The following is a 24,310-nucleotide window of genomic DNA, read 5'->3' on the forward strand; positions in this document are numbered from 1 at the left end:
GGACCTGTCAGAACGTGACATTAATCTCCAAAAAGGCTCTGAAACCAAAAAAAATGAACCATTGAGGCTCATTTTTCTTCATTCACGTTTTATCCTTCCAATCGTTGAAGTTCATTGCGAAGCCTCTCCAGAATGCGCTTGCTTTTCTCAATCTGCTTCTGATCGCTGGCTTGCATGGCATCAAAGAGCGTCTGGAGTTCGTAGTCAATTTCCATCTTTAAAACCGGAATACGTCTCTCACCGTCTCTTCGTTTTAGTGTTTGAATGACTTTTTCCATGTTCTCCACACCCCTTCTCGTTTGGTTACATTCTCGCGATCAACGATTTATGTCCGCGTCTCCTATGGATTACTATAAGTTATGAAAGGTCTTCAAAAGTTGCAACAAATTATTTGATTTATTTTTTTCATTCCACCAATTTTCTATTTCTAAACCAATAGAGCCTCGTCAAGCGGTATTTTTTTATTTTCCCTACCCTTATGATAAACTATCGGCATATAACTATTGACGTAAAAGGAGCGACCGCTGACAATGAGTTTTAATGGATTTTCAAAAAAAGACTTTGACGTTTTTACCATTGATGGCCTTGAACCGAGAATGGAAGCAATAAAAGAACAGGTAAGACCGAAACTCGAAGACCTTGGCGAGCATTTCGCCGCCTGGTTTACAAAAAGAACCGGTGAGGAAATGTATCCGCATGTGGCCAAGCATGCCAGAAGAAAAGTGAATCCCCCTGATGACACATGGGTAGCGATCGCTGAAAGTAAAAGAGGTTACAAAAAGCTGCCTCATTTTCAGATCGGCCTTTGGGAAACCCACGTGTTCGTATGGTTTGCCGTCATTTATGAATCTCCCATCAAACAGGATTTCGCAAAAGCACTAAAAGAACAAAAAGAGGAAATCACAAGTAACATCCCGAATACCTTTGTATGGTCCCTGGATCATACGAAGCCCGAAGTAAAAAAACAGAGCGAGCTTTCGTCTGAAGATTTTGACCAGATGTTTGACCGTCTCGAGAATGTAAAAAAAGCAGAAATCCTCTGCGGCATTCAGCTTTCAAACGACAGTGACGTTGTTTCTGACAGTGAGAAGTTCATCCAGACAGTAGAACAGGCTTTTGAAACCCTTATGCCTTTGTATCAGATTGCGAAGCGCGTCGGGGAATAATTTTATATACAAATCCACTAGGGGTGCCGCTTGGGCTGAGACAAACCATCGTTTGATCCCTTTGAACCTGTTCAGTTAATACTGACGTAGGAAAGTGGCGTAAACTAATACATCTTTACTGCGCTGTTTTCCATTATGAAAACGGCGCTTTTTATTTCGCTGAAATCGTTCGCCTGGAGCAACTAAAATACTTATAAGAGGATCAAACGTTCATTTCAAAACAGTTTTTTGTTTTTATGTCCGGTTGTACGGGAAAAGATAAAGACAGTGTTATTACGGAGGGATAGAAATGGAAGAGAAAGTAATAAAGCTCAGACAGGCCGTTGAAGAAGCATCACCGCTTATTCATAACATCACCAATGTCGTTGTCACGAACTTCACAGCAAACGGCCTGTACGCCATTGGAGCATCACCTGTCATGGCTAATGCCAGAGAAGAAGTGGGGGAAATGGCATCCATCTCACAGGGACTCGTGCTAAATATCGGAACGCTCAACGAAACCCAGGTAGAATCCATGTACTTGGCCGGGAAATCCGCCAATGAAAACAATGTTCCTGTGGTCCTTGACCCTGTCGGTGCCGGCGCAACTACATACAGAACCGAGACAGCAAGAAATCTCCTGAACGAAATTAACGTGACACTCATACGTGGGAATGCAGGTGAAATCAGTAATTTGATCAATGAAAAGGTGGACATGAAAGGTGTGGATTCCAAGCAGGAACTCACAGACGCCGTAGTTGTCGCTGGAAAAGCGGCCAGGGAGTTTGGCACTTTCGTTGCATTAACCGGCAAAACGGATGTGGTCACTGACGGAGAGAGAACTTACTATATCAAAAACGGCTCGCCCCGCCTGACCAAGGTTACCGGCACTGGCTGTCTTCTCTCTTCTGTTACCTCTGCCTTTTTGGCTGTAGGTGAAGATGATCCTTTGGAGGCTGTTGCCTCTGCCATTGCCTATTACGGAATTGCAGCAGAAGTAGCTGCGGAAAAAGCACGGGATTTTGGAATCGGACATTTCCAGCCTTTCTTTTTTAATGAACTTGAAACCCTTGATCATGAAGAAATAAAACAGAGGCTGTCCTGCAGAGAGGAGGAGATATAAATGCGCAGAACGGCATTAACCATTGCCGGCTCCGATTCCGGGGGCGGTGCAGGTATACAGGCTGACTTAAAGACTTTTCAGGAACACCATGTATTTGGTATGAGCGCACTGACAGCAGTAACCGCACAGAATACACGTGGCGTTCAGGGGGTATTTCCTGTTGAGGTAAAGGGGCTGGAAGAACAGCTCCGCTCGATCGGGGATGATATGCCCGTCCATGCGGTAAAAACAGGAATGCTCTTTGACGCGGACCGGATCAAAGCGGTTGTGAATGCGATTCACCGCTATGAGTGGTCCAATATCGTGGTTGATCCCGTCATGATCGCAAAAGGAGGCGACAGTCTCCTCAGTGAATCCGCTCATGAGTTCCTGATGAAAAACCTTCTTCCAATCACCGATGTAATTACACCGAACATACCGGAGGCGGAAGTACTTACAAACATGACGATTCATACACTGGCTGACCGAAAAGAAGCGGCAATCCGCCTGCACAAAGCAGGCGCTTCCCACGTTGTTATTAAAGGCGGTCATGATGATGGAGCCGAAAACGTCATTGACCTTTTATATGATGGCAGTGCTTTCACTTATTTCTCACTGCCGCGTATCCAATCGGAAAACACACACGGTACAGGGTGCACATTTGCTGCTGCCCTGGCTTCAGGGCTATCCCACGGTTCTTCCGTTACTGAAGCTGTTAAAAAAGCGAAGATCTTTGTCCAGATGGCAATCCAGCATACAGTACCTATGGGAGACGGCCATGGTCCGACGAATCACGGTGCTGTGAGGCAGTACCCTGAAGAAGCGATATCTGTAACTGAAGAGGTGAAAATATGGGACGAATAGATCTAACACTTCTGTCTGATCAGCTGAACGTTTACTTTATTGCCGGAAGCCGTGACTGCACCTCCCCTCTTCCCCTTGTTCTTAATGAAGCCATTGCAGGGGGAATCACGATGTTTCAATTTCGTGAAAAAGGTCCGGGAGCACTCGAAGGTCAGATGAAAAAAGCCTTGGCCCTCCAGCTCTTTACCCAGTGTAAAGAAGCTGACGTTCCTTTTATCGTAAATGATGATGTGGAACTCGCTTTGCAAATTGACGCAGACGGAATTCATGTCGGGCAGGAAGATGAAGATGCGGCAAGTGTTCGAAAGAGGATTGGAAAAAACAAAATACTCGGCGTTTCCGCCCATTCTGTTGAAGAAGCATACAGAGCCATTGAAGCCGGGGCTGATTATCTCGGTATCGGACCGATATATGAAACGTCATCCAAAGATGATGCAGAAGAGGTGAAAGGACCCGGATGGATCCGGGAGCTGAGGGAAAATGGTGTGGACCTTCCGCTGGTAGCAATCGGAGGGATTAACACGGATAATGGTTCTGATGTTCTTCATGCCGGAGCAGACGGCTTGAGTGTCATTTCCGCAATTTCAAAAGCAGCGTCTCCCTTTGAAGTAGCAAGGGAGCTCAAAGCCCTGTTTGACCAATAACAGAGAAGGCGGCTCCCCGGGTGGGTAAATACCCGGGAGCCGCCTCTTTTTTTTTCGGCTGGATTATTGCAGGTCCTGACAGGGCCCGCAACTTACACCGCCTACATTTTAATGATATTCTCTTCAGATTCCCTTGCTTTTTTTACTGCATGGTAGGGGCTCTGACCACTTTGCTTTTCATATTCCTTAAATGCCTGTTTTTCTTCAGACTTGGACGGGACAATCTTTTTATATCGCCCGTAAAGGGTTTCAAGAAGGTCTTTTTCCACACCTTTCGTGTATGCCTGATCGATCGCTTCATAAAAGTTCACCACATCGATCACTTCTTCTTTTGTCCATTCAACTGATATGGGAATGTTAACCTCATCTTTCATCCGGACCACCTCTTTCATTCGTTATAAAACCTCTTCAGGTTAAAATAAGACTTCCCCTTCAAAGGTTAATCTGGTATACTCTGTTTGTTTTATACTAAGGATACCAAAGAGTCCACCTCTTTGAAACGTTCCAACATTGATTATACAGTAGAGGTGAATACGCGTGTACAAAAAAGATCAGAGCCTCACACCGTTATTCGACGGTTTATTAAACCATGCAGCAACCAACCCCACTCAGTTTCATATTCCGGGCCACAAAAAGGGCTCAGGAATGGATCCTCGGTTTTGTGAATTTATCGGAGAAAATGCCTTATCCATAGACCTCATCAATATCGCACCACTGGACGACCTTCACCACCCCCAGGGAATGATTAGAGAAGCCCAGGATCTTGCGGCGGATGCCTTTGGTGCAGATCATACATTCTTCTCTGTCCAGGGGACTAGCGGAGCCATTATGACTATGATTATGAGCGTCTGCGGACCCGGGGATAAAATTATTGTGCCACGAAATGTGCACAAATCCATTATGAGCGCCATCGTCTTTTCTGGTGCTACACCCATCTTTATCCATCCGGAAATTGATTCTGAGCTCGGGATATCTCACGGCATTACGACCGGGGCTGTTAAAAAAGCCCTCGCCGCTCATCCTGACGCAAAGGGACTTCTCGTCATTAACCCGACCTATTTCGGCATCTCTGCCAACTTAAAAGAAATTGTAAACCTTGCTCATTCTTATGACGTTCCCGTACTTGTAGACGAGGCACACGGTGTCCATATCCACTTCCACGAAGACCTGCCCTTGTCTGCCATGCAGGCAGGCGCAGACATGGCCGCGACAAGTGTTCACAAGCTTGGAGGTTCACTGACCCAGAGCTCTGTATTAAATGTCAAAGACGGGCTCGTAAACCCGGACCGTGTTCAAAGCATCATCAGCATGCTTACAACGACATCAACATCCTACCTTCTCCTTGCTTCACTTGATGCGGCCCGTAAGCATCTTGCTGTAAATGGACACGATCTTGTTGATGGCGCCGTTAAACTTGCTGAACGGACCCGGGATAGAATCAATGACATCCCTGGCTTTACGTGCTACGGCATTGAGATGCTGAACGATCATGCTATTTATGATATGGATCCGACCAAGCTCACGATTTCCATTAAAGACCTTGGTATCAACGGATACGACGTGGAAACGTGGCTTCGTGAAAAGTATCAGATTGAAGTGGAACTTTCCGACCTGTATAACATCCTGTGTATTATTTCTTTTGGGGATAACGAGGAAACCACCGATCGCCTCATTGAAGCACTGACTGCCCTTTCAGAAGAGCAGCTCAGTCATATCAAAAAAGGGGAAAGAAAGCATGTGTCCGTACATGTTCCGAACATCCCTACACTTGCCCTTTCACCACGGGACGCTTTCTATTCCGAAACGGAATCCATTTTACTGAGGGAGTCTGCGGGCCGTGTAAGTGCAGAATTTGTTATGGTTTACCCTCCCGGAATCCCTATTCTGATACCAGGTGAAATTATCGAAGAAGAGAACCTCTCCTATATTGGAAAAAATATGGATGCCGGACTTCCTGTCCAAGGACCTGAAGATGCAAGCTTAACGTACATCCGGGTCATCCGGGAACACAAACCGATTACGTAAAACGAAATACAAAAAAAGCTGCCCACTAGGGGCAGCTTTTACATTATTCCTCGTTATTCATAAGTGATGCTTCATCAGCACACTGCTCACAGCAGTTTCCGTACAGTGTTGAAACCTTCTCATTTTCGTAATGCTCAATAACCTTCTCACAGCTCTGGCAAACAATGACACCCATTCAGCTCCACTCCTTCATTTTAATTGTAAGCGCTTTCGCTAGTTTTAATTATAGTATGACACATTAAAACTGTCAACTACTTTTCATATATTATTGTATGTCTTTTAAACCAAATGTGACATACTAATAAACAAAAAAGAACACGCATCTCCAAAAAGAGACGCGTGCCCACTTTAATATTGCTCAACGATGGTTACGGGTGGCAGTTCACCTTGCAAAAAAGCACCAATCTGTTCTGCTTCATCCAGCTGCTTAATATGAAAGGCCTTCTGAATTGCTTCTGCTTCCTGGGTATCATCCAGACACAGTAGAGTCGACCGTCCTGTCTGCATACAGGTGACGAGGGCTTTGCCAAAGAACATGTTTGTGTACATGATTGCAAAGTCATAGCGATGGTATTCAGTAGCAACGCCGACAAAACGTACGTTCACCTGTTCGACCTCATCATAAAGCCGATCCCATTTCACCGTAACCGCCTCCTTATTGAATTATTCATAATTATATGAAAATTAAAGGATCTTAGCAACTAATTTGCTTATAGCAACTTACCTTTGGCTTCAATAAAGTTCGCCAGTTCCTCTGTAAAAAGAAGATCCTGATCGGTAATGGCATACAGATCGGTTGAAATGCGCAATGAAAAAATATAGGACAGTCTGTTCTTATTTGTTACCGGCATGAGAATCGTCTGCTTTTTCCCTTCTTTTAAAAATACAGAGCTTTTCATTCCGCACATACCTGAAAATCCCAAGCCAAACATACATTCCTTTCCGAGACTCTCTTTTGTTCCATATAAATGTACAGGACTGACCTGGCCTTCTGCATCTGCTTTGTATACAATGACAACGATGTTTTTCATAGCACCGTCAAAAATTGCTCTGCTTACTCTGCCGATAAAATCTTCATGATTGAGTGCGTAATCATACGCACGCCCCACTTCCAACCGCAATTCGTCTAAAAGATCTGACTTATTCATTCTGTTATCACCTGCCATTTTAATCCTTTATCCGATTTTCTATATTTTTTTGAGCATATCACATGTGTTCACAAATTAATGTCGTCTTTTGTCAGATGAGTTGAATTAATTATAGATTTTTTTAGACTTTTCCACATTGTGTAATATACTGTAATACTCTTGGATATCTTAGAAAACATTAGAAATTACCGGGTACTTATACCTTTACTTATTTTATGTAAAGTCTTATGTGAAAAGCACTAAAAAAGAAAGCCACTAATGTGACTTTCCTAATACGCTCTGTTAAACTCAGGTGTTTATTTGCACTCATTGGAGGGCATGCCCGTGGCGGTTCCTTTCTCGCATTGCAGGATCTAACCTGGGTTCCCCTCCCCCGTCCATTCCCAGTGCTTCATCGATTTTAAACATCTGCATAATAGAAAAACACTGCTTTGTTGCTGTTGCTTTCATGCAGACGGTTACGCAGATGCTACCGGGATGAGCTATTCAAAGCCTGCTCGCAGGAAACCACGATAGCACGCCCACACAAAACCAGCGGTTCAGTTGCCCCAGATGCCTGTTAAAATCTCCTTCGTTTCATCTGGTGTGAATGGCTTCCAGAACAATTCCCCGTAGATGAGTAAATCATGATGCAGGTGGAGTCCTCCTCCATCGCCGTTAACAGCAAAACTGGTTCCTGAATTGCCCACATAACCGATGAGGGTATCCTTATCTACACGATCACCCGGCTTCAGGTCCGGATTAGTCCGGTCCAGATGGGCAAACCTGTTCATCACGCCGTTCTCGTATTGTACCCACACCTGTTTTCCCCGTAATTTATCCAGAAGATACTCCGGTGTCAAACCCAGCTCTGCTGTGGCAGATAGGGTATCATTTCTTATTAGTTCGGATTCAAATTCAGTATAATCATGGTCGACGCGTACAACAATCCCTTCAGCCATTCCATAAACAGGCGTATCCGTCGTAATATCAACACCTGTGGAGTAACCGTACCAGTCTATCCCTTCATGGTATCCGTTACGGTACGGACGAGGAGCACCGGGCAGGTGACTGTCAATCGTACTTACTGCTGCATCTCTGATCGGAAAATCGAGAAAGGACAAGTATTCAATCATCTCATCCACCGTCAAATCCTCAAGGATAAATCGATCCGTTTGTTCGGACAATACTTCAACGCTGGGCGTCTCCATTTTCAGCACCACTTGGTTTTCTTCCTCCACGACTATTTCCATTCCAGGAAGTTCAAGTAGAAACCCGACTGGCAGGCAAGGGTCTCCTTCTTTATTTAGCAGCAGAGGCGTTTTTGCTGAAGGAAAAAACAACCCGTCCCGTTCCATAACCGGCACGTCATAAATAAAGCCGAATGAACGGTTGCCAATAGTCATTTCAAGCTTTCGATGAATCTCATCATAAGAAAAATGCCCGCCTTGCTTTTCTATTAATTCTTCTACCTTAAATATCTGAGTCCCATCCACCTGATCTGTTGAGAGGTAGATTTCATTTTCAGCAGAATGTCTCTCATCCGGGCCTTCTGCGGGTTTTTGCTTTTCAGTGCCTTCTTCCACGTTTGTGGCAAGGTTCACTGCAGCTGCTATTACAATTACGATAAATAGGGAGAGGAATAAAACCAGCCTTTTGTTTGGTTTCATTTTTACATTTTCCTTTCTTGTTTCCCTATTCAATTGTAGACAGCAGCAGCTTGATTTATTCTATTTTTTCAGGATCAATTGGTTCATATCCCTTTTCTCTTAACCCATTCACAATGTCTTCAAGAGCTTCACTTGTAAAAGAGCGGTCATGCATTAACAGGTTCGCACCGTTTCGTAAAAGTTCTGTCTCTACCATTATTTCAGCCAGCGGGTCTGCTTCCATATAATCAGCTTCATAATCATATCCATAGGTCCAGTTCATCCACTGCATTCCTTCTTCTTCTATCAACTGCTTTGAATAATCGGTATTAACCCCGAACGGCGCTCTGTAAAATCTCGGACGCTCACCGATAATTTCTTCTACCAGCTCGTTCAGTTCAATAATTTCCGCATACTGTTCTTCCTCAGTAAGGTGGCTCATATTCGGGTGATTCATTGTATGGTTACCTATCTCAAACCCAAGCTCATGAATGCCTCTAAGCTGATCCTTAGCATCTTCAGACTGTAGAAAATGACCGTTCACAAAGAAAATAGCCCCGGCGTCGAGCTCTGCGAGAGTTTGAGCCATCTCCAGCCCGTGATCGGCTGGAGCATCGTCAATCGTAAGGAGCACCACCTGTTCACTGTTGTTCCCATCAAGGGGCTGTACAGTATGATCCGAAGCCATCTGGTGAGTAACCTCGGTCTCAGATTCTTCCTCCAGTTCTTCCTCCTCGTCTGTTTCATCATGGAGGTCCTGATCATCATCAGCGAGGTCTTCGTCTTCATCGCCTCCCTGTCCTTCTGCTCCTTCGCTCTCTTCGTTATCCGTTGTTTCTTCGTATGTATCCTCTTCAGTAACTGTTTCTTCTTCGTTTCCGTTCTCATCTCCGCACGCTGTAACCAGCAATGCAGCTACAGTCAGCCCGCCAACAACTTTTTTCACACGTATCTACTCCTCGTTTTTAATCTCGCTATTTATTTTATCAGAGCAGGCTTGGAGAAGATATGTAACCCCTGTCTTTAATCAGGATATCATTCGACAATTTTTGAAATACTACATAGAGTCAATGTCGAATTCCAGCACCTTCCAGTAGGTCAAAATTACTAATTACACGTTTTTGTTTTCATACGTAAGGGTAAGGATTAACGATGAAACGTAGTCTGACAAGGTCTAATAGTTGTCAAACAAAATGCCTTATGGTATTTTGGTTCATGTTGCCTTTTTATCCGCACTAATATTCGACAAAATTTATGAAAGGTGGAATTGATTGTGAAAAGACTCACACCAGTATTCGTTATCTCCCTTGTCATTGCCGTTGCTTTCATCATCTGGGGCGTAGCAGCCACCGAAAACATGGAACATATTACGACTGAAATACAGGGGTTCATTACCGGGCAGTTTGGCTGGTTTTATTTACTTACCGCAACCGCCTTTGTTGCTTTTGCCATCTACTTAATCTTCTCTCCTTTAGGCCGTATTAAGCTTGGGGACGAAAATGAGGAACCGGAATACAATTATCTCACATGGTTTTCATTCCTATTTACAGCGGGAATGGGGATAGGGCTCGTTTTCTGGGGCGCCGCAGAGCCGATGTATCATTTGTTTACCCCTCCTCCGTCTGAGGTGATCAACGATGATGCACAGGCAGCAGGAGTTGCCCTGCGTTACTCGTTCTTCCATTGGGGCGTTCACCCATGGGCTATTTACTCAGTAGTCGCTTTAACACTTGCTTACTTTAAATTCCGAAAGAAGTCTCCTGCCGTAATGAGCGCCGCATTTGAGCCGCTTTTGGGAGACCGTGTCAACGGACCGATCGGAACAACTATTAACGTCATTGTTGTATTTGCAACTGTCTTCGGTGTTGCTACTTCACTTGGATTTGGTACAGCACAGATTGGCGGAGGTCTGTCACAGGTATTCGGAATCAGCAACACGGTCACACTGCAGCTGATTATTATTCTAGTCGTAACCATTCTGTATATGTTTTCATCTCAGACTGGACTCAATGTAGGTATTAAATACTTAAGTAAAACGAATATTATTCTGGCTGCTTTTCTCATGCTGTTTATGTTATTTGCAGGACCGACCAACTACATTATGAACGCCTTTACCCAGACGTTCGGAAGTTACCTGCAGAACTTCGTTGGCATGAGCTTCAGAATCGATACATTCAACCCTGACAGTACGTGGGTTGAGGACTGGACTATTTTCTACTGGGCATGGTGGATTGCCTGGGCACCATTTGTAGGTACGTTTATTGCACGGGTTTCCCGCGGGCGTACGATCCGTGAGTTTATCCTCGGTGTTATAGCCGTACCCACCATCTTCGGGGCATTATGGTTCTCTGTTTTCGGTGGAACAGCTATGAACCTTCAGCTTGAGCAAGGTATAGACATTTACTCAACGATCAGTGATTCCGGTGAGGAGTCAGCACTGTTCGCTGTCCTTGCCCAATTTAACTTCGGTACAATCATGACGATCATTGCCGTGCTGCTAATCGCATCATTCTTTATTACATCTGCTGACTCAGCAACCTTTGTTCTTGGTATGCAGACGACAAACGGAAGTCTGAACCCGCCAAACCCTGTTAAATTTGTCTGGGGTGTTATTCAATCGACAACTGCAGCCGTTCTTCTCCTTGCAGGAGGACTGGCAGCCCTTCAGACAGCATCCATTATCGCAGCCTTCCCGTTTGCGATTATCATGATCTTTATGGTCATAAGTTTAATGAAAGCATTACGGCAGGAGAAAATTCCGCCTAAAAAGTTAAAAGAACAAAAACAGTAAAACTGTAAAAGTAACAGCCAGGAATGGAGGATCACTCTTCATTCCTGGCTGTTTTTATTTTTGTTGAACCTGGATGTTGAATTTCGCTTATAACGCATTATACGGTCCGTTCGTGCGCCTTTTCAGCATGCAGCTTGTTCCTCTTTTAGTGCATTGAAGTTATCTGCGTCTTTATTATGCCACTTTATGAATCTGTGCCGGTGCAGATGATTGACCTGGACTTACTTTTTAGCTGTTTTTTTAGAATTACGGTAAAAGAGAGGTTTCCAGCATATTTTTCTGTCTTCCTCAAAAACGAGCTGTTTTTTCAGTCGAACCTTCTTTTTACCGCTTTCTTTTTACACTCCTTAACATAAGGTTTTGATAAGCTTTCATTTACATAACAGTTATGTTACTTCGGTTTTTATCTTGTGCCGCCGTGTTACTATTTGACTAACCTTACTTAGCTCAGATCCTTTTTCGAGAGGAATGATCACATAATGACAGAGAAAATGTTCATCTTAACTTTTTCCATATCAGTCATGTTCCTGTCTTCCAGCTGTCAGTCTGAAAAAACAAACGCCGACGACTCCAACCTTGGAATGGACAATCAAGTTATTGCCGTGCTCTTCTCTGATGAGAGCCAGATTGAACAGGAAGTGAACTATTATGACGCCGTACTTGATTTACAACAAGACCACACTGACAAAATTGATTCTGTTAAAGTTGTCGATTCAGACGAAGAAGAATATATACAGTCATATGATATTGAATCGTTTCCCACATTGATTATAATTTCCGATCACGAGGTGAAAGTAAAAATTGAGGGAAATCTCGACAGCCGGCAGATATTAAATGAGTTCAAAACCGGTCTCGAGAGAATTGAAGTGCAGGATGTTTCTTATTTAAACAGAGGATGATCGAGTGCCAGGCTGTTTCCGCAGCCTGGTTATGTTATTTTACAGTCAGCCTGCTCTTTTCTACGGTTTGCAACTCTATGCCCCCCCTCTTTTTACGGTTAAGCCCCTCCATTCAACGGTTAACAGCCTTTTTCACAGCAACTACACAAAAACACCCCGCTCAAATGAGCGGGGTATTTAAAATGCGATTATTTTACAATGTGGATCGGCATGCCAAGGGCAACTTCCGCAGTTTCCATTGTAATTTCACCAAGAGATGGGTGGGCGTGAATAGTAAGCGCCAAGTCTTCAGCTGTCATACCTGCTTCAATCGCAACACATGCTTCAGAAATCATGTCGGAAGCGTGTTCACCGGCAATTTGAACGCCAAGTACAAGGCCGTCTTCTTTGCGCGTAATCATCTTCACGAAACCTTCTGTTGCGTTAAGAGAAAGAGCTCGTCCGTTTGCAGCAAACGGGAACTTGGCAACTTCAATGTCGTAGCCTTGTTCTTTCGCTTCTTTTTCTTTAAGACCAACAGAAGCAAGCTCTGGGCCTGAGAATACGACTTCAGGAATCGCTGTGTAGTCAATTTCAGCTGGCTCGCCGGATATAGCTTCAGCAGCTACCTTCGCTTCGTAGGACGCTTTGTGAGCAAGCTGAGGGCCTGCTACGATGTCACCGATTGCGAAGATGTGGCTTGATTTTGTGCGGCACTGCTTGTCAATCTTGATCAAACCTTTGTCATCAAGTTCAACACCTGCCTGTTCAAGACCAAGCTCATCTGTGTTAGGCTTACGTCCGACTGTTACAAGAAGGTAATCTCCTTCAAATGTTTCTTCTTTACCTTTGATCTCAGCTTTTACTTTCACACCGCTGTCAGACTCTTCAACGCTTTGTGCGAAAGCTTCTGTTTTGATCGTTACGCCGTTTTTCTTAAGGCGTTTCGCCACAAGCTGGCTCATTTGCTTTTCGAATCCTGGAAGGATGGACTTTGTTCCTTCAAGAATGGTTACTTCAGCACCAAGGTTTGCATATGCAGAACCAAGTTCAACGCCGATGTATCCGCCACCGATAACAACGAGCTTCTCCGGTACTTCTTTAAGACCTAAAGCACCAGTGGAAGATACAACACGCTCAGTGTATTTAAATGCAGGAAGCTCAACAGGACGGGATCCCGTAGCGATAATACAGTTTTTAAATTTGTAAGTCTGGGAGCTCTTGTCGTCCATGATACGTACTGTTTCTTCGTCAACGAAGTAAGCTTCGCCTTTAACGATGTCAACGCTGTTGCCTTTCAGAAGACCTTCAACGCCGCCAGTAAGTTTTTCTACGACACCCTGCTTCCATTCCTGAACTTTTGAGAAATCGAGGTTCACTTTCTCAACACTGATCCCCATATCTTCAGAGTTGCCTGCATCGTGGAAACGATGACCTGCTTCAATAAGTGCTTTTGAAGGAATACAGCCGACATTTAAGCAAACGCCACCGAGGGTTCCTTTTTCTACTACCGTTACTTTTTGCCCGAGTTGAGCTGCACGGATTGCAGCTACATAGCCACCGGGACCGGAGCCAATGACGAGCGTATCTACTTCAACCGGAAAATCTCCTACTACCATAAGTTTAGCCCTCCATTACAAGTAATTGTGGATCGTTCAACAGACGCTTGATGTGATTCAATGCGTGCTGAGCAGTCGCACCATCAATGATACGATGATCGAAGCTTAATGACAAGGCAAGAACTGGAGCTACGACAACTTCACCGTCGCGAACAACTGCTTTTTCAGCAATACGTCCAAGACCGAGGATCGCAACTTCAGGGTGATTGATAACCGGAGTAAACCACTGTCCGCCTGCGGATCCGATGTTGGTGATTGTGCAGGAAGCGCCTTTCATTTCATCAGAACCAAGGGAACCGTCACGTGCTTTACCGGCAAGTTCGTTAATCTGATCAGAAATCTTGAAGATGGACTTGCGGTCCGTATCTTTAACAACCGGTACAAGAAGACCTTTTTCAGTGTCTGCAGCGATACCGATGTTGAAGTAGTGCTTGTGTACAATCTCGTCAGTTGAATCATCAACAGACGTATTAAGTGCCGGGTACTCACGAAGTGCTGAAGTAAGGGCCTTAACCACGTATGGAAGGTAAGTCAGCTTGATGCCTTTGTCAGCAGCAACCTGCTTGAACTTCTTACGGTGTGCAACAAGCTCGGTGACTTCGATTTCGTCCATCAATGTTACGTGAGGAGCTGTGTGCTTGGAATTAACCATCGCTTTGGAGATGGCTTTACGGATACCGGACATCTTCTCACGAGTTTCAAGCTCTTCGTTAGCCGGCTGGTAAGAAGCAACAGATTTTTTCTCCTGCTTGCTTTCCTGAGCAGTTTCTTCTTTAGCAGGCTCTTCCGCTTTGCCCTGGTCTCCTGAAAGGAAGCTTTCGATATCTTCTTTTACAACACGGCCGTTTTTCCCGGAGCCGCTTACTTTGCGGATATCCACTTCTTTTTCACGGGCAAATTTACGTACAGAAGGCATTGCGATTACGCGGCGGTTCTCATCCACTTCTTCGTCCTGGGCTGCCGGCTCAGATTCTTCTGTGTCCGCTTCTGCTTTAGCTTCAGATTTTTCTTCCGCTTTTGGTTCTTCCTTCGCTTCTTCCTCTTCACCTTCATCTTCCTCAGGTGGTTCAGCGTCGGTTTCAAATGTAATAATTGTTGTTCCTACTGTCGTTACAGTTCCTTCATCAATATGAAGTTCTTTAACTGTACCGTCAACCGGGGAAGGGATCTCAACAACGGCTTTGTCGTTCTGCACTTCACACAGCACGTCGTCTTCTTTTACTTCGTCGCCTTCTTTTACTTCCCATTTTACGATTTCGCCTTCGTGAATTCCTTCACCTATATCCGGCATTTTAAATTTATAAGCCAATCGTAACGCCTCCGTTTCTTATCACTTGTTGCAGGAATGCTGAAGAGGGTATGAACACCCTCGTTCAGCTTAGCCTTATATGCAGGTTCTATTGATTAAAATTCGATGACTTGTTTTGATTTCTCAACAATGTCTTTGTAGCTTGGAAGCCAAGTGTCTTCTGCTGCACCGAATGGGAATACTGTGTCAGGGGAAGTTACACGAAGAACCGGCGCTTCAAGACTCAGAATCGCACGGTCACTGATTTCAGCTACAACGTTTGCTGCAACACCAGCCTGCTTTTGTGCTTCCTGTACTACGATGGCACGGTTCGTCTTTTCAACAGATTCAATAATTGTATCAATATCAATCGGGCTTACAGTACGTAAGTCGATTACTTCTGCATCGATACCGTCTTTTTCAAGCTCTTCAGCTGCTTTTAGTGAAGAGTGAACCATTGCACCGTACGTAATAATGGTAATGTCTTTACCTTCACGCTTAACATCTGCTTTTCCAAGCTCGATAGTGTACTCTTCTTCAGGTACTTCTTCACGGAAAGAACGGTAAAGTTTCATGTGCTCAAGGAATACAACCGGATCGTTGTCACGGATTGCAGAGATTAAAAGTCCTTTTGCATCGTATGGAGTAGATGGAATCACCACTTTTATCCCAGGGCTCTGTGCCATAAGTCCTTCAAGGCTGTCCGCATGAAGCTCAGGCGTTTTAACTCCACCGCCGAATGGTCCGCGGATTGTTACAGGAGAGTTATACACGCCGCCGGAGCGGTAACGCATACGTGCCATTTGCGCTGCAACAGCGTCAAATGTCTCGAAAATGAAACCGAAGAATTGAACTTCCATTACCGGACGGAAGCCAGTTACACTAAGACCGCAAGCCAATCCGCCGATACCGGACTCTGCAAGTGGCGTATCAAATACGCGATCTTCCCCAAATTCCTTCTGAAGACCTTCTGTGGCACGGAAAACTCCGCCATTTTGACCTACGTCTTCACCGAATACGAGGACGCTTTCGTCGTTCTTAAGTTCGTTGCGCATCGCATCCGTAATCGCTTGAATCATTGTCATTTGCGCCATAGCTTACTTCGACTCCTTTTCTTTATATTGTTCCATTTGCTCCTTCAGGTTCTGAGGAAGTTCCTCGTACATGAAACCGATAAGGTCAGTAACCTTCTGCTTAGGAGCGCTGTCTGCTTTTTTGATTGCTTCTTTAATATCTTCTTTCGCCTGTTCAACGATTTTGTTTTCTTCGTCTTCACTCCAAAGGTCTTTCGACTCTAGGAATTTACGGAAACGCACAAGTGGATCTTTCTTTTCCCACTCGTCGTCCTCATCAGACGTACGGTACCTTGTTGGATCGTCCCCGGCCATTGTGTGCGGGCCGTAACGGTATGTGAGTGTTTCAATTAAAGTAGGACCGTTACCGTCAAGCCCACGCTGACGCGCTTCTTTTGTCAATGCGTAAACAGCAAGAATGTCCATTCCGTCTACCTGTACACCGTGAATTCCGGCTGCAACTGCTTTTTGTGCAATTGTCTTGGCAGCAGACTGCTTTTCAACCGGTACAGAGATGGCAAAACGGTTGTTTTGAACAACGAATACGGCTGGTACGTTGAATGCACCTGCAAAGTTCATACCTTCATAGAAGTCACCTTGAGAAGCACCACCGTCACCGGTATAAGTAATGGCAATTGTGCCTGTGTCATTGCGCTTAAGCCCCATCGCTACACCGGCAGTCTGAGTGATCTGCGCACCGATGATGATCTGTGGCATCATCACGTTTACACCTTCAGGCATCTGCCCTCCGCCGTAGTGTCCACGGGACCATAGGAATGCCTGGTCCATTGGTACTCCGTGATAAACAATCTGAGGAATGTCACGGTATCCCGGGAGGATCCAGTCTTTTTTATCAAGAGCGAACTGCGAACCGATCATTGAAGCTTCCTGACCTGCTACAGGAGCGTAGAAGCCAAGACGGCCTTGTCGGTTAAGGGAAATCGCACGCTGGTCCCAGATACGCGTGTAGACCATACGCGTCATTAACTCCTTAAGTTCTTCATCTGAAAGGTCCGGCATCGCATCTTCGTTAACGATTTCACCGTCTTCATTTAATATTTGGAAGGTTTCAAACTGGCTTTCAATCTCTTGTAGTTCTTTTGTCTTTTCCATGAATCCTTTCACCTCTTCCTTTCTTTTCACATTACATTTAAGGCTGTCTTCAACAACACTTGACTATTCTGCAAAAGCCGGCAGCAATCAAGGCGCTGTCTGACTCGCCTGCTTTCCGGTGTTCACCATCTTATAGATTACCCATCTTCCTAAAAACAATGAGAAATCCAGCTGTTCCGACAAAAACCTCTAATGGTTGTATACCCAATACAAAATTCCCTTAACCAAAAGTCAGCTGACTTTTACACGTCAAAGCAACACTGTATTACTGTTTTTATAAAATGAGTGATACAACTTTCTTATTCGACAATAAGTTTACATTAAGCTTTTGCAGTTCGTCAATGGTTTTGCTCGTGTTTTTGTTCTTAAATAAAAATCAGGATCAGCGAACTGTTATATTGAAAAAAACTTACTGTTATACAGACAGGGGTGATTCCGGTATGTAGTTGAAGCTGCCTTTCTGTCCTTCGCTGCGGTGCAAGTTTATGAAAACAGTGCCGCTCTCAAATAAGATAGTAACAAAGAGAAATATCAGAGACAAAAAAAGACACTCGGCTGAGTGTCCTTAAACAGGTTCTTCAACGCCCATGTCAGCCGCTTCGTAAAACGCCCGTTTGGTCTCGTTGTATTCCTGTGTCCGTTCATTAAAAGCTGTGTTCAGCTGATTGATACGGTCATACGCTTCATTTACTTCATCGTGCTTTTCCTGAAGTTCCTCTATTGTGAGCTCTTCTCGTTTAATCATTTCGTAGAGTTCAATGTCCATATCAATTGTGTTGTTATACTCCTCGTACAGCTCCTGGTAGGCTTCGTATCGTGCGTCCATTGCTGCGATCATGTCTTCTGCGGCAGGCTGCACATCCTCATCAAGATTACTGACGTGACCTTCTACTTCCTGAAACTCTTCATAGGCATCATCGATACTTTGTTTTTCATTATCAATCAGCGCACGGCGCTCTTCTGCTGAAGCAATCGCTTCATCAGCCAGAGGCTCAATTTCTTCAACTTCTGTAAGAGTGAGCATTTCATCGTAAAGCTCGTGCTCCTGCTTTTCGGCTTCAGTTAACGGAGACTGTTGTTCCTGAAACACCTGTTCTTTTTCTACTGCGTTCTCTAAGTGTTCGTGCATGTCCATGGCAGCGTCGTTTCCAAAGCAGGCTGTCAGGACTGCAGCCAGACCAACCGTGCCCAGGAGCTGGATACCTTTCTTCACTTATGTAATCCCCCTTCAAAAAACTACAATAAACTTCCTTTTTCAACCTACCTTATTTTTCCCGATTTTACAAGGTATTTCTGAGTGTTTTGGACCTTTAACCAATAAGTTCTCTGAATTCTGGGTATTCATCCATTCACTCAGAGCCAATTCGCATAGCATGTAGTAAATCGCTGATAAAAAGCGGTGAAAACAAAGGAGGCAATTGCATATGTACGGATATGGAAACGGTTGTGGATGTTGGGACCCTTGTGGGTATGGATATGGTGGTCAGGTAGCTGGAGCAGGCTATAACGGTGCAGGAAAAGGATTCGCGTTAATCGTCGTTCTTTTCATTTTGCTTATCATCGTTGGTGCGTCTAAATTCGGCTGCTAATAACCAATATGGAATGAAACGGGGGTTAATACTCTCGTTTCTTCTTTTTTTTACAGGTTATTCTCCGTCTTTCGCCTGTTCATTTATTATATAATATTATATGATGGAAAACGAATCTGCATGGAAAGTAACTGTCAAAGGAGTGTGTAATGCATGATTACCATGGATGATATTATCCGCGAAGGTCACCCGACACTCAGAAAAAGAGCGGAAGAAGTGTCCCTTCCTGCATCAAATGAAGAAAAAGAAATCCTGCAAAAAATGGTGGAGTATTTAATACATAGTCAGGACGAGGAAACGGCAGAAAAATACGGCCTCCGTCCAGGTGTCGGCCTTGCAGCCCCCCAGATCAATGTGAGCAAGCGGATGATCGCTGTTAGAACTCACGACCACAACGATGAACTGATTGAACTGGGTTTATACAATCCGAAAATCGTGAGCCATTCTGTGGAAACCACCTATCTTGAAGGTGGAGAAGGCTGCTTAAGCGTTGACCGCATGGTGGAAGGTGAGGTTCCCCGCTATGCCCGGATAAAAGTAAAAGCGACCACTCTTGAAGGTGATGAGATCACTCTTCGTTTGAAAGGATTCGCTGCTATTGTGTTCCAACACGAAATTGATCACCTGAATGGCATTATGTTTTATGACCGTATTGAAGGGAACGATCCTCACAAACAGTCCCTCCCTCCAAAGGAAGTCATGAAACTAAGCGATGATCACGGTCCCGTTTCTTAATTGAAGCGGGATTTTTTATTTAGATGTACTTTTAAGTAAAATGAGTATACCCTTACGTCAGTTTATGTGTGATGAAGTTCCGCTGAACGCCATCCGCTCGCTTTCCGCGGCGGTGCCGGCAGGGAGAAAGAACCCTGCTTCTTCCTCTATAAGTAACGCTTCGAAGTGTTATGCGTCGAAGCAACTCGCAGAGGACTCACGATGTTGATGCTAGTCACTGTCGCAGGAGTCTCGCTGCTGGCGTTCAGCTGCGCATGATACAAAAAGGATTTAATTACACTTTCGGTTTTGTAAAAGAAATTTACTGACTCACAGGGATACTCATTTTAAGTAAAATTAACTGGTTGATTTCCGCCTGAAAATTGAGCTATATAAGATCGGGGCCAAGGATAAAACAGAATTCACTCGGGAGAAGCACCTTTTATCCTGAACATTTCGTGAGATATCCTGACAATTTTTTGTTTATCCTGAACAAATGCAGCTTTATCCTGAAAAATAATCTTTTATCTGGAACAATCATTCATTTATCCTGAAAATCACCTTATTTTAACTCATGTAAAAGAAAAAAGCGCTACCTTCCTTTGCAGGAAAAGTACCGCATATAAATTATGCTTTTATAAGTCCGAGTTCTACAAGGGCTTTATGAATTCCGTCGTTACCAACGTGATCTGTTTCGAGGTTGGCAGCTTTTTTTGCTTCCTCGACGGCGTTACCCATAGCGACACCTGTGCCAACATAACGGAGCATTTCCAGATCGTTCAGGCCATCTCCGAAGGCATAACTGTTTTCAAGTGAAATGCCGAGTCTTTCGAGTACAGCTTCGATACCCTTTGCTTTTGATCCGCCCGGAGGAAGAACATCAATGGCTTTTTCATGCCAGCGAATGTAGTCAAACCCCAGATGATTGTCCCGGTAATGCAATTCGTGACCATCTTCACAAAAAAGAAGGGCCTGATAGATGTCCCGCTGTTTATGAAACGACTCGTCATGAGGCGGATGAGCCATCTTAAGACTGCCCATGGACTCCTGAATTAACGGATGATTCCCGTGATTGGCACGGCCCGTTTCATGATCAAGAAACACCATCGGATGCTCTTTATACCATGCATCTTTTTCAAGTTCGAGGAGACGCTCTGAATCAAGAGGAGACCCTGAAATCTTCTGCCCTTCAAAAACAACATAGGAGCCGTTAAAACTTACAAACGAATTAATTTTTAATTCTTCCCTCAGCTCTTTAAACATAAAAGGCGCACGGCCCGTTGCAATCGCTACGTTAATATTATTTGCATGAAGCTTGGAAACTGCATCGCGTGTGGACTTTGGAAGCTGTTTATTTTCATCAAGAATAGTACCATCAATATCTAAAAAAACGACTTTCTTATCAGTCACAAGGATCGTCCTTTCTTCGTCTGAGGTGTCGGTTATTACGGGTTAAATCGTACCACCTTTCCCCGTTCACGTCTATACAGGCGGGTGACCGTTCCCAAGGATTATAAGTTAAGAAGAAACCGTTTTTTAAGCGTAAGATTAAAAATGCAGTCGGAATGTCCATCGCTTTCCACTGTTGGGCCCTCGAGCCTCCTCACTCCGTTGCGGGGTCTCTCCCAGTCCCTGCTAGCGCAGGAGTCTTCGAACATTCCGGCTTCACTGCTTCTCACATCCAAAATAAGCAGGTTTAAGTCCGAAAGTGGCCTCTGGCTTTTACATATTGTTATTATCCTTGTGCAAAACAAAAGCTTTTTTTGAGTAACCCATTCCTAAAGTTGTGTTTTTTCTGTTAAAAAATGTAAATCACTTGCTGATACTCCACATGATAGAACCCGTCATGTTATCCTTAGTTTTACGGCTATGTTGCACTTTCCTCCATAAAAAAGAGGTGGCAGAAGAGGCTGTACATCCCTTCTGCCACCCTGTTATTCTATGCTCTCGTGTTTTGACGCTGCAGTTCTTCCAGCTCCCGTCTTGTCTTTTCCGTACCATAACGGTAAATCATTTCAAAGAGTTCACGGGTGTCATATTTCAGTTCCTGCTTATCTCTGTCTGCCGCCGGTTCGTTAAAAGGCCTTACAAATATCTGTTCCGGTTCCACATCTTTTTCCCTGAAGCGGCGGATAAGATTAAGAAAGTCCTCGACTTCTTCCCCATCTACTTCAACTTCATATTGAATCAGGGCCGGATCTGTCGGCTCGGTAAAAATTTCGATCCTGCTGCCCTGATTAATGGAAATAAAGTATGTTTGCTTGTTCATTCTATCCCCTCCATTATCTCTTACAACCCTATTACCCCCTTATACAAGAGAGTATTCATCGAATTGCCCCAACCCGATTTGCCAGCGATTCCCTTCAATAAAACATGAAAATGATTCCATACTATAAATAAAATCAGAGCGCTAGTCTTGAATAAGTTGCGAGGAGGGTTTAAAATGTTGAAAAGGTGGAGAGAACGGTTATTAAAACGATGTCGCGATTTATTTCCTAAAAAGATATACGCGTAGTCATTGAAATGATCCTTCTTTCTCAGCGAGGAGAAAGAAGGTTTATCATTTCTATGCGTAGAAGTGCAGGAAGACATAACTCAGCATTTCATAGACGTACATACGTATAATTAACTCATTTCTATCAATGCATACTTTTACTTAAAAACTGCGAAAAGAAACGCTGTAACCGGCAAATTGAACCGGCAATATGAAGCGAGGGACTGCCCTGCCTGCCGTTCAATTTTGTTCAGCCTTTCTTTTATTCTGCAGTAAACAAATAAAAAGGAGAGGATCCTATGATTTTCAAAGTTTATTTTCAAACAACAAAAACCGAAGTTCCTGTTCGTGAAAACACGAAATCTATTTACGTAGAAGGAAGCTCACAGGAAGACGTGCGCAAAAAACTGGCTGACCGCAACTACAACATTGAGTTTGTAACCCCCCTAAGCGAGGAAGCCCTTGAGTACGAAAAACAACATGAAGATTATAAAGTGGAGCAGCTCTAACGATGAAAGCTAAAAACCATCAAGCTGCCGTTTTCGCCCTCGGGGGTCTGGGTGAAATCGGAAAAAACACATATGCCGTCCAGTTTCAGGATGAAATCATTTTAATCGATGCAGGAATTAAGTTCCCTGAAGATGAATTATTAGGGATTGACTATGTCATCCCGGATTATACGTATCTCGTTAAAAACGAAGACAAGATCAAAGGTCTGTTTATCACTCACGGACACGAAGATCACATCGGTGGTGTCCCTTACCTGCTCCGTCAGGTAAACATTCCGATTTACGGAGGAAAACTCGCACTCGGCCTTTTAAGAAACAAACTCGAAGAACACGGCCTCCTTCGTAATGCTAAATTAATTGAAATTCAGGAAGATGACGTCATTAAGTTCCAAAAAACGTCTGTCTCTTTCTACCGTACCACTCACAGTATCCCGGACTCATTTGGTGTTGTCGTAAAAACACCTGCTGGAAACATCGTTCATACAGGCGACTTTAAATTTGATTTTACACCAGTAGGAGAACCTGCCAACCTGACAAAGATGGCTAAAATCGGTGAGGAAGGTGTTCTCTGCCTTCTATCGGACAGCACAAACAGTGAGGTACCCGGCTTTACCATGAGTGAACGTAAAGTAGGAGAGAGCATTGATAACATCTTCCGCAGCGTGGAAGGCCGTATTATCTTTGCTACTTTCGCGTCAAACATCTACCGCCTTCAGCAGGCTGTTGAAGCTGCGGTTAAATTCCGTCGTAAAGTGGCAGTGTTTGGACGAAGCATGGAAAACGCCATCAATATCGGACTTGATCTCGGTTACATTAATGCACCAAAAAATACGTTTATTGATGCTTCCCAGCTGAACAAAATTCCTGCTGAGCAAGTGGTTATTCTCTGTACAGGAAGCCAGGGAGAGCCGATGGCGGCACTTTCCCGTATCGCTTTTGGAACGCACCGTCAGATCCAGGTCATCCCTGGGGACACGGTTGTGTTCTCTTCTTCACCAATTCCAGGGAACACACTCAGCGTAAGCAAAACGATCAACCAGCTTTACCGAGCCGGCGCAAACGTGATTCATGGGTCTCTTAACGACATTCACACATCCGGTCACGGCGGCCAGGAAGAACAAAAGCTCATGCTCCGCCTGATGAAGCCGAAATACTTCATGCCAATTCACGGGGAGTTCCGTATGCAGAAAATGCACGCCACTCTCGCTGAAGGCTGCGGCATTCCTGAAGAAAACTGCTTCTTAATGGACAACGGTGATGTTCTTGCTTTGGACAAGGAAGAAGCACGTCTTGCAGGAAAGGTACCTTCAGGCTCCATCTATGTAGACGGAAGCGGAATCGGTGATATCGGAAACATTGTACTCCGTGACCGCCGGATTTTATCCGAGGAAGGACTCGTCGTTGTTGTTGTCAGCCTGAACATGAAAGAGTTCAAAGTGACTGCCGGACCTGACCTTATCTCCCGCGGTTTCGTATACATGCGTGAATCAAGTGATTTAATTAACGAAGCCCAGAAAATGCTCGCTTCCCACCTTGACGGCATGATGGAACGCAAAACTACACAGTGGTCTGAGATCAAAAATGAAATCAGCGATGTCCTAGGACCGTTCCTTTACGAAAAAACAAAACGTAAGCCAATGATCCTTCCAATCATTATGGAAGTATAATGAATAACCCCCTGAGGAT

At 44.4% G+C, this 24,310-nt stretch carries 25 protein-coding genes and 1 riboswitch; of the genes, 11 read left to right on the forward strand and 14 right to left on the reverse strand.

Going from position 1 to position 24,310, the window contains the following annotated elements:
• Positions 1–89: 89 nt before the first annotated feature.
• Positions 90–278 carry a hypothetical protein gene (locus JSY36_RS09385; RefSeq protein WP_026690079.1) on the reverse strand — a complete coding sequence of 63 codons (189 nt, stop codon included), beginning with the start codon at positions 276–278 and terminating at the stop codon, positions 90–92.
• Between the two features lie 252 nt (positions 279–530).
• On the opposite strand from JSY36_RS09385, the gene JSY36_RS09390 reads away from it, so the two are divergent.
• The 4 genes from JSY36_RS09390 to thiE all read left to right on the forward strand — a co-directional run bounded on the left by JSY36_RS09390 (position 531) and on the right by thiE (position 3,755).
• Positions 531–1,166: a YktB family protein gene (locus JSY36_RS09390; RefSeq protein WP_122897299.1), complete on the forward strand. Its 636-nt coding sequence runs from the start codon at positions 531–533 to the stop codon at positions 1,164–1,166.
• 9 nt (positions 1,167–1,175) lie between these two features.
• Positions 1,176–1,276, forward strand: a riboswitch (TPP riboswitch).
• A gap of 179 nt (positions 1,277–1,455) precedes the next feature.
• Positions 1,456–2,268: a hydroxyethylthiazole kinase gene (gene thiM / locus JSY36_RS09395; protein ID WP_122897300.1), complete on the forward strand. Its 813-nt coding sequence runs from the start codon at positions 1,456–1,458 to the stop codon at positions 2,266–2,268.
• The gene (thiD, locus tag JSY36_RS09400; RefSeq protein WP_122897301.1) at positions 2,269–3,111 is read left to right on the forward strand and encodes a bifunctional hydroxymethylpyrimidine kinase/phosphomethylpyrimidine kinase; all 843 of its coding nucleotides are present in this window, start codon (positions 2,269–2,271) and stop codon (positions 3,109–3,111) included.
• A complete protein-coding gene (thiE, locus tag JSY36_RS09405; RefSeq protein WP_205166182.1) occupies positions 3,099–3,755 on the forward strand; it encodes a thiamine phosphate synthase in 657 nt (218 codons plus the stop codon). The genes thiD and thiE overlap by 13 nt, the downstream gene beginning before the upstream one ends.
• Before the next feature lie 101 nt (positions 3,756–3,856).
• On the opposite strand, the gene JSY36_RS09410 is transcribed toward thiE, so the two are convergent.
• The gene (locus JSY36_RS09410) at positions 3,857–4,147 is read right to left on the reverse strand and encodes a UPF0223 family protein (protein ID WP_236784703.1); all 291 of its coding nucleotides are present in this window, start codon (positions 4,145–4,147) and stop codon (positions 3,857–3,859) included.
• Between the two features lie 145 nt (positions 4,148–4,292).
• Between JSY36_RS09410 and JSY36_RS09415 the strand changes: the two genes are divergently transcribed.
• On the forward strand, positions 4,293–5,780 hold the full coding sequence (locus tag JSY36_RS09415; RefSeq protein ID WP_205166183.1) for an aminotransferase class I/II-fold pyridoxal phosphate-dependent enzyme: 1,488 nt from the start codon (positions 4,293–4,295) through the stop codon (positions 5,778–5,780).
• A gap of 43 nt (positions 5,781–5,823) precedes the next feature.
• On the opposite strand, the gene JSY36_RS09420 is transcribed toward JSY36_RS09415, so the two are convergent.
• From JSY36_RS09420 to JSY36_RS09440, 5 genes are all read right to left on the reverse strand, one after another.
• Positions 5,824–5,955, reverse strand: coding sequence for a GapA-binding peptide SR1P (locus tag JSY36_RS09420; RefSeq protein WP_122897304.1), 132 nt, complete (start codon positions 5,953–5,955; stop codon positions 5,824–5,826).
• Positions 5,956–6,128: 173 nt separating this feature from the next.
• Entirely contained in the window at positions 6,129–6,422 is a 294-nt protein-coding gene (locus tag JSY36_RS09425; RefSeq protein WP_122897305.1) for a DUF3055 domain-containing protein, read from the reverse strand.
• A 68-nt stretch (positions 6,423–6,490) separates the two neighbouring features.
• On the reverse strand, positions 6,491–6,928 hold the full coding sequence (locus JSY36_RS09430) for a hypothetical protein (protein WP_205166184.1): 438 nt from the start codon (positions 6,926–6,928) through the stop codon (positions 6,491–6,493).
• Between the two features lie 539 nt (positions 6,929–7,467).
• Positions 7,468–8,577, reverse strand: a complete 1,110-nt coding sequence (locus tag JSY36_RS09435; RefSeq protein WP_205166185.1) for a M23 family metallopeptidase — start codon at positions 8,575–8,577, stop codon at positions 7,468–7,470.
• 55 nt (positions 8,578–8,632) lie between these two features.
• Positions 8,633–9,502 carry a polysaccharide deacetylase family protein gene (locus JSY36_RS09440; protein ID WP_205166186.1) on the reverse strand — a complete coding sequence of 290 codons (870 nt, stop codon included), beginning with the start codon at positions 9,500–9,502 and terminating at the stop codon, positions 8,633–8,635.
• Between the two features lie 327 nt (positions 9,503–9,829).
• On the opposite strand from JSY36_RS09440, the gene JSY36_RS09445 reads away from it, so the two are divergent.
• Positions 9,830–11,347 (forward strand): glycine betaine uptake BCCT transporter, encoded by a 1,518-nt coding sequence (locus JSY36_RS09445; RefSeq protein WP_205166187.1) that lies wholly within the window; start codon positions 9,830–9,832, stop codon positions 11,345–11,347.
• Between the two features lie 479 nt (positions 11,348–11,826).
• Positions 11,827–12,246 carry a thioredoxin domain-containing protein gene (locus JSY36_RS09450; RefSeq protein WP_122897311.1) on the forward strand — a complete coding sequence of 140 codons (420 nt, stop codon included), beginning with the start codon at positions 11,827–11,829 and terminating at the stop codon, positions 12,244–12,246.
• 188 nt (positions 12,247–12,434) lie between these two features.
• Here the strand turns inward: JSY36_RS09450 and lpdA are convergent, their stop codons facing one another.
• The 5 genes from lpdA to JSY36_RS09475 form a co-directional block, all read right to left on the reverse strand.
• Positions 12,435–13,844, reverse strand: a complete 1,410-nt coding sequence (gene lpdA, locus JSY36_RS09455) for a dihydrolipoyl dehydrogenase (protein ID WP_205166188.1) — start codon at positions 13,842–13,844, stop codon at positions 12,435–12,437.
• Between the two features lie 4 nt (positions 13,845–13,848).
• A complete protein-coding gene (locus JSY36_RS09460) occupies positions 13,849–15,153 on the reverse strand; it encodes a dihydrolipoamide acetyltransferase family protein (protein WP_205166189.1) in 1,305 nt (434 codons plus the stop codon).
• 95 nt (positions 15,154–15,248) lie between these two features.
• A complete protein-coding gene (locus JSY36_RS09465; protein ID WP_205166190.1) occupies positions 15,249–16,226 on the reverse strand; it encodes an alpha-ketoacid dehydrogenase subunit beta in 978 nt (325 codons plus the stop codon).
• 3 nt (positions 16,227–16,229) lie between these two features.
• Entirely contained in the window at positions 16,230–17,318 is a 1,089-nt protein-coding gene (pdhA, locus tag JSY36_RS09470) for a pyruvate dehydrogenase (acetyl-transferring) E1 component subunit alpha (protein ID WP_205166191.1), read from the reverse strand.
• Positions 17,319–17,883: 565 nt separating this feature from the next.
• Positions 17,884–18,531, reverse strand: coding sequence for a DUF745 domain-containing protein (locus JSY36_RS09475; RefSeq protein WP_205166192.1), 648 nt, complete (start codon positions 18,529–18,531; stop codon positions 17,884–17,886).
• A 211-nt stretch (positions 18,532–18,742) separates the two neighbouring features.
• Here JSY36_RS09475 and JSY36_RS09480 point away from each other — a divergent pair, with 211 nt between their 5' ends.
• Positions 18,743–18,907 carry a YjcZ family sporulation protein gene (locus JSY36_RS09480; RefSeq protein WP_122897317.1) on the forward strand — a complete coding sequence of 55 codons (165 nt, stop codon included), beginning with the start codon at positions 18,743–18,745 and terminating at the stop codon, positions 18,905–18,907.
• A gap of 153 nt (positions 18,908–19,060) precedes the next feature.
• Positions 19,061–19,642, forward strand: coding sequence for a peptide deformylase (def, locus tag JSY36_RS09485; RefSeq protein WP_205166193.1), 582 nt, complete (start codon positions 19,061–19,063; stop codon positions 19,640–19,642).
• Between the two features lie 606 nt (positions 19,643–20,248).
• Here the strand turns inward: def and JSY36_RS09490 are convergent.
• Both JSY36_RS09490 and JSY36_RS09495 read right to left on the reverse strand, forming a co-directional pair.
• The gene (locus JSY36_RS09490) at positions 20,249–21,031 is read right to left on the reverse strand and encodes a Cof-type HAD-IIB family hydrolase (protein ID WP_205166194.1); all 783 of its coding nucleotides are present in this window, start codon (positions 21,029–21,031) and stop codon (positions 20,249–20,251) included.
• A 529-nt stretch (positions 21,032–21,560) separates the two neighbouring features.
• Positions 21,561–21,890 carry a hypothetical protein gene (locus JSY36_RS09495; protein ID WP_205166195.1) on the reverse strand — a complete coding sequence of 110 codons (330 nt, stop codon included), beginning with the start codon at positions 21,888–21,890 and terminating at the stop codon, positions 21,561–21,563.
• A 524-nt stretch (positions 21,891–22,414) separates the two neighbouring features.
• Here JSY36_RS09495 and JSY36_RS09500 point away from each other — a divergent pair.
• Positions 22,415–22,624 carry a DNA-dependent RNA polymerase subunit epsilon gene (locus JSY36_RS09500; protein WP_205166196.1) on the forward strand — a complete coding sequence of 70 codons (210 nt, stop codon included), beginning with the start codon at positions 22,415–22,417 and terminating at the stop codon, positions 22,622–22,624.
• 2 nt (positions 22,625–22,626) lie between these two features.
• Positions 22,627–24,291 (forward strand): ribonuclease J1, encoded by a 1,665-nt coding sequence (gene rnjA / locus JSY36_RS09505; RefSeq protein WP_122897322.1) that lies wholly within the window; start codon positions 22,627–22,629, stop codon positions 24,289–24,291.
• Positions 24,292–24,310: the final 19 nt, after the last annotated feature.

The sequence above is a fragment of the Alteribacter salitolerans genome (assembly GCF_016901055.1).
Lineage (GTDB): Bacteria > Bacillota > Bacilli > Bacillales > Salisediminibacteriaceae > Alteribacter > Alteribacter keqinensis.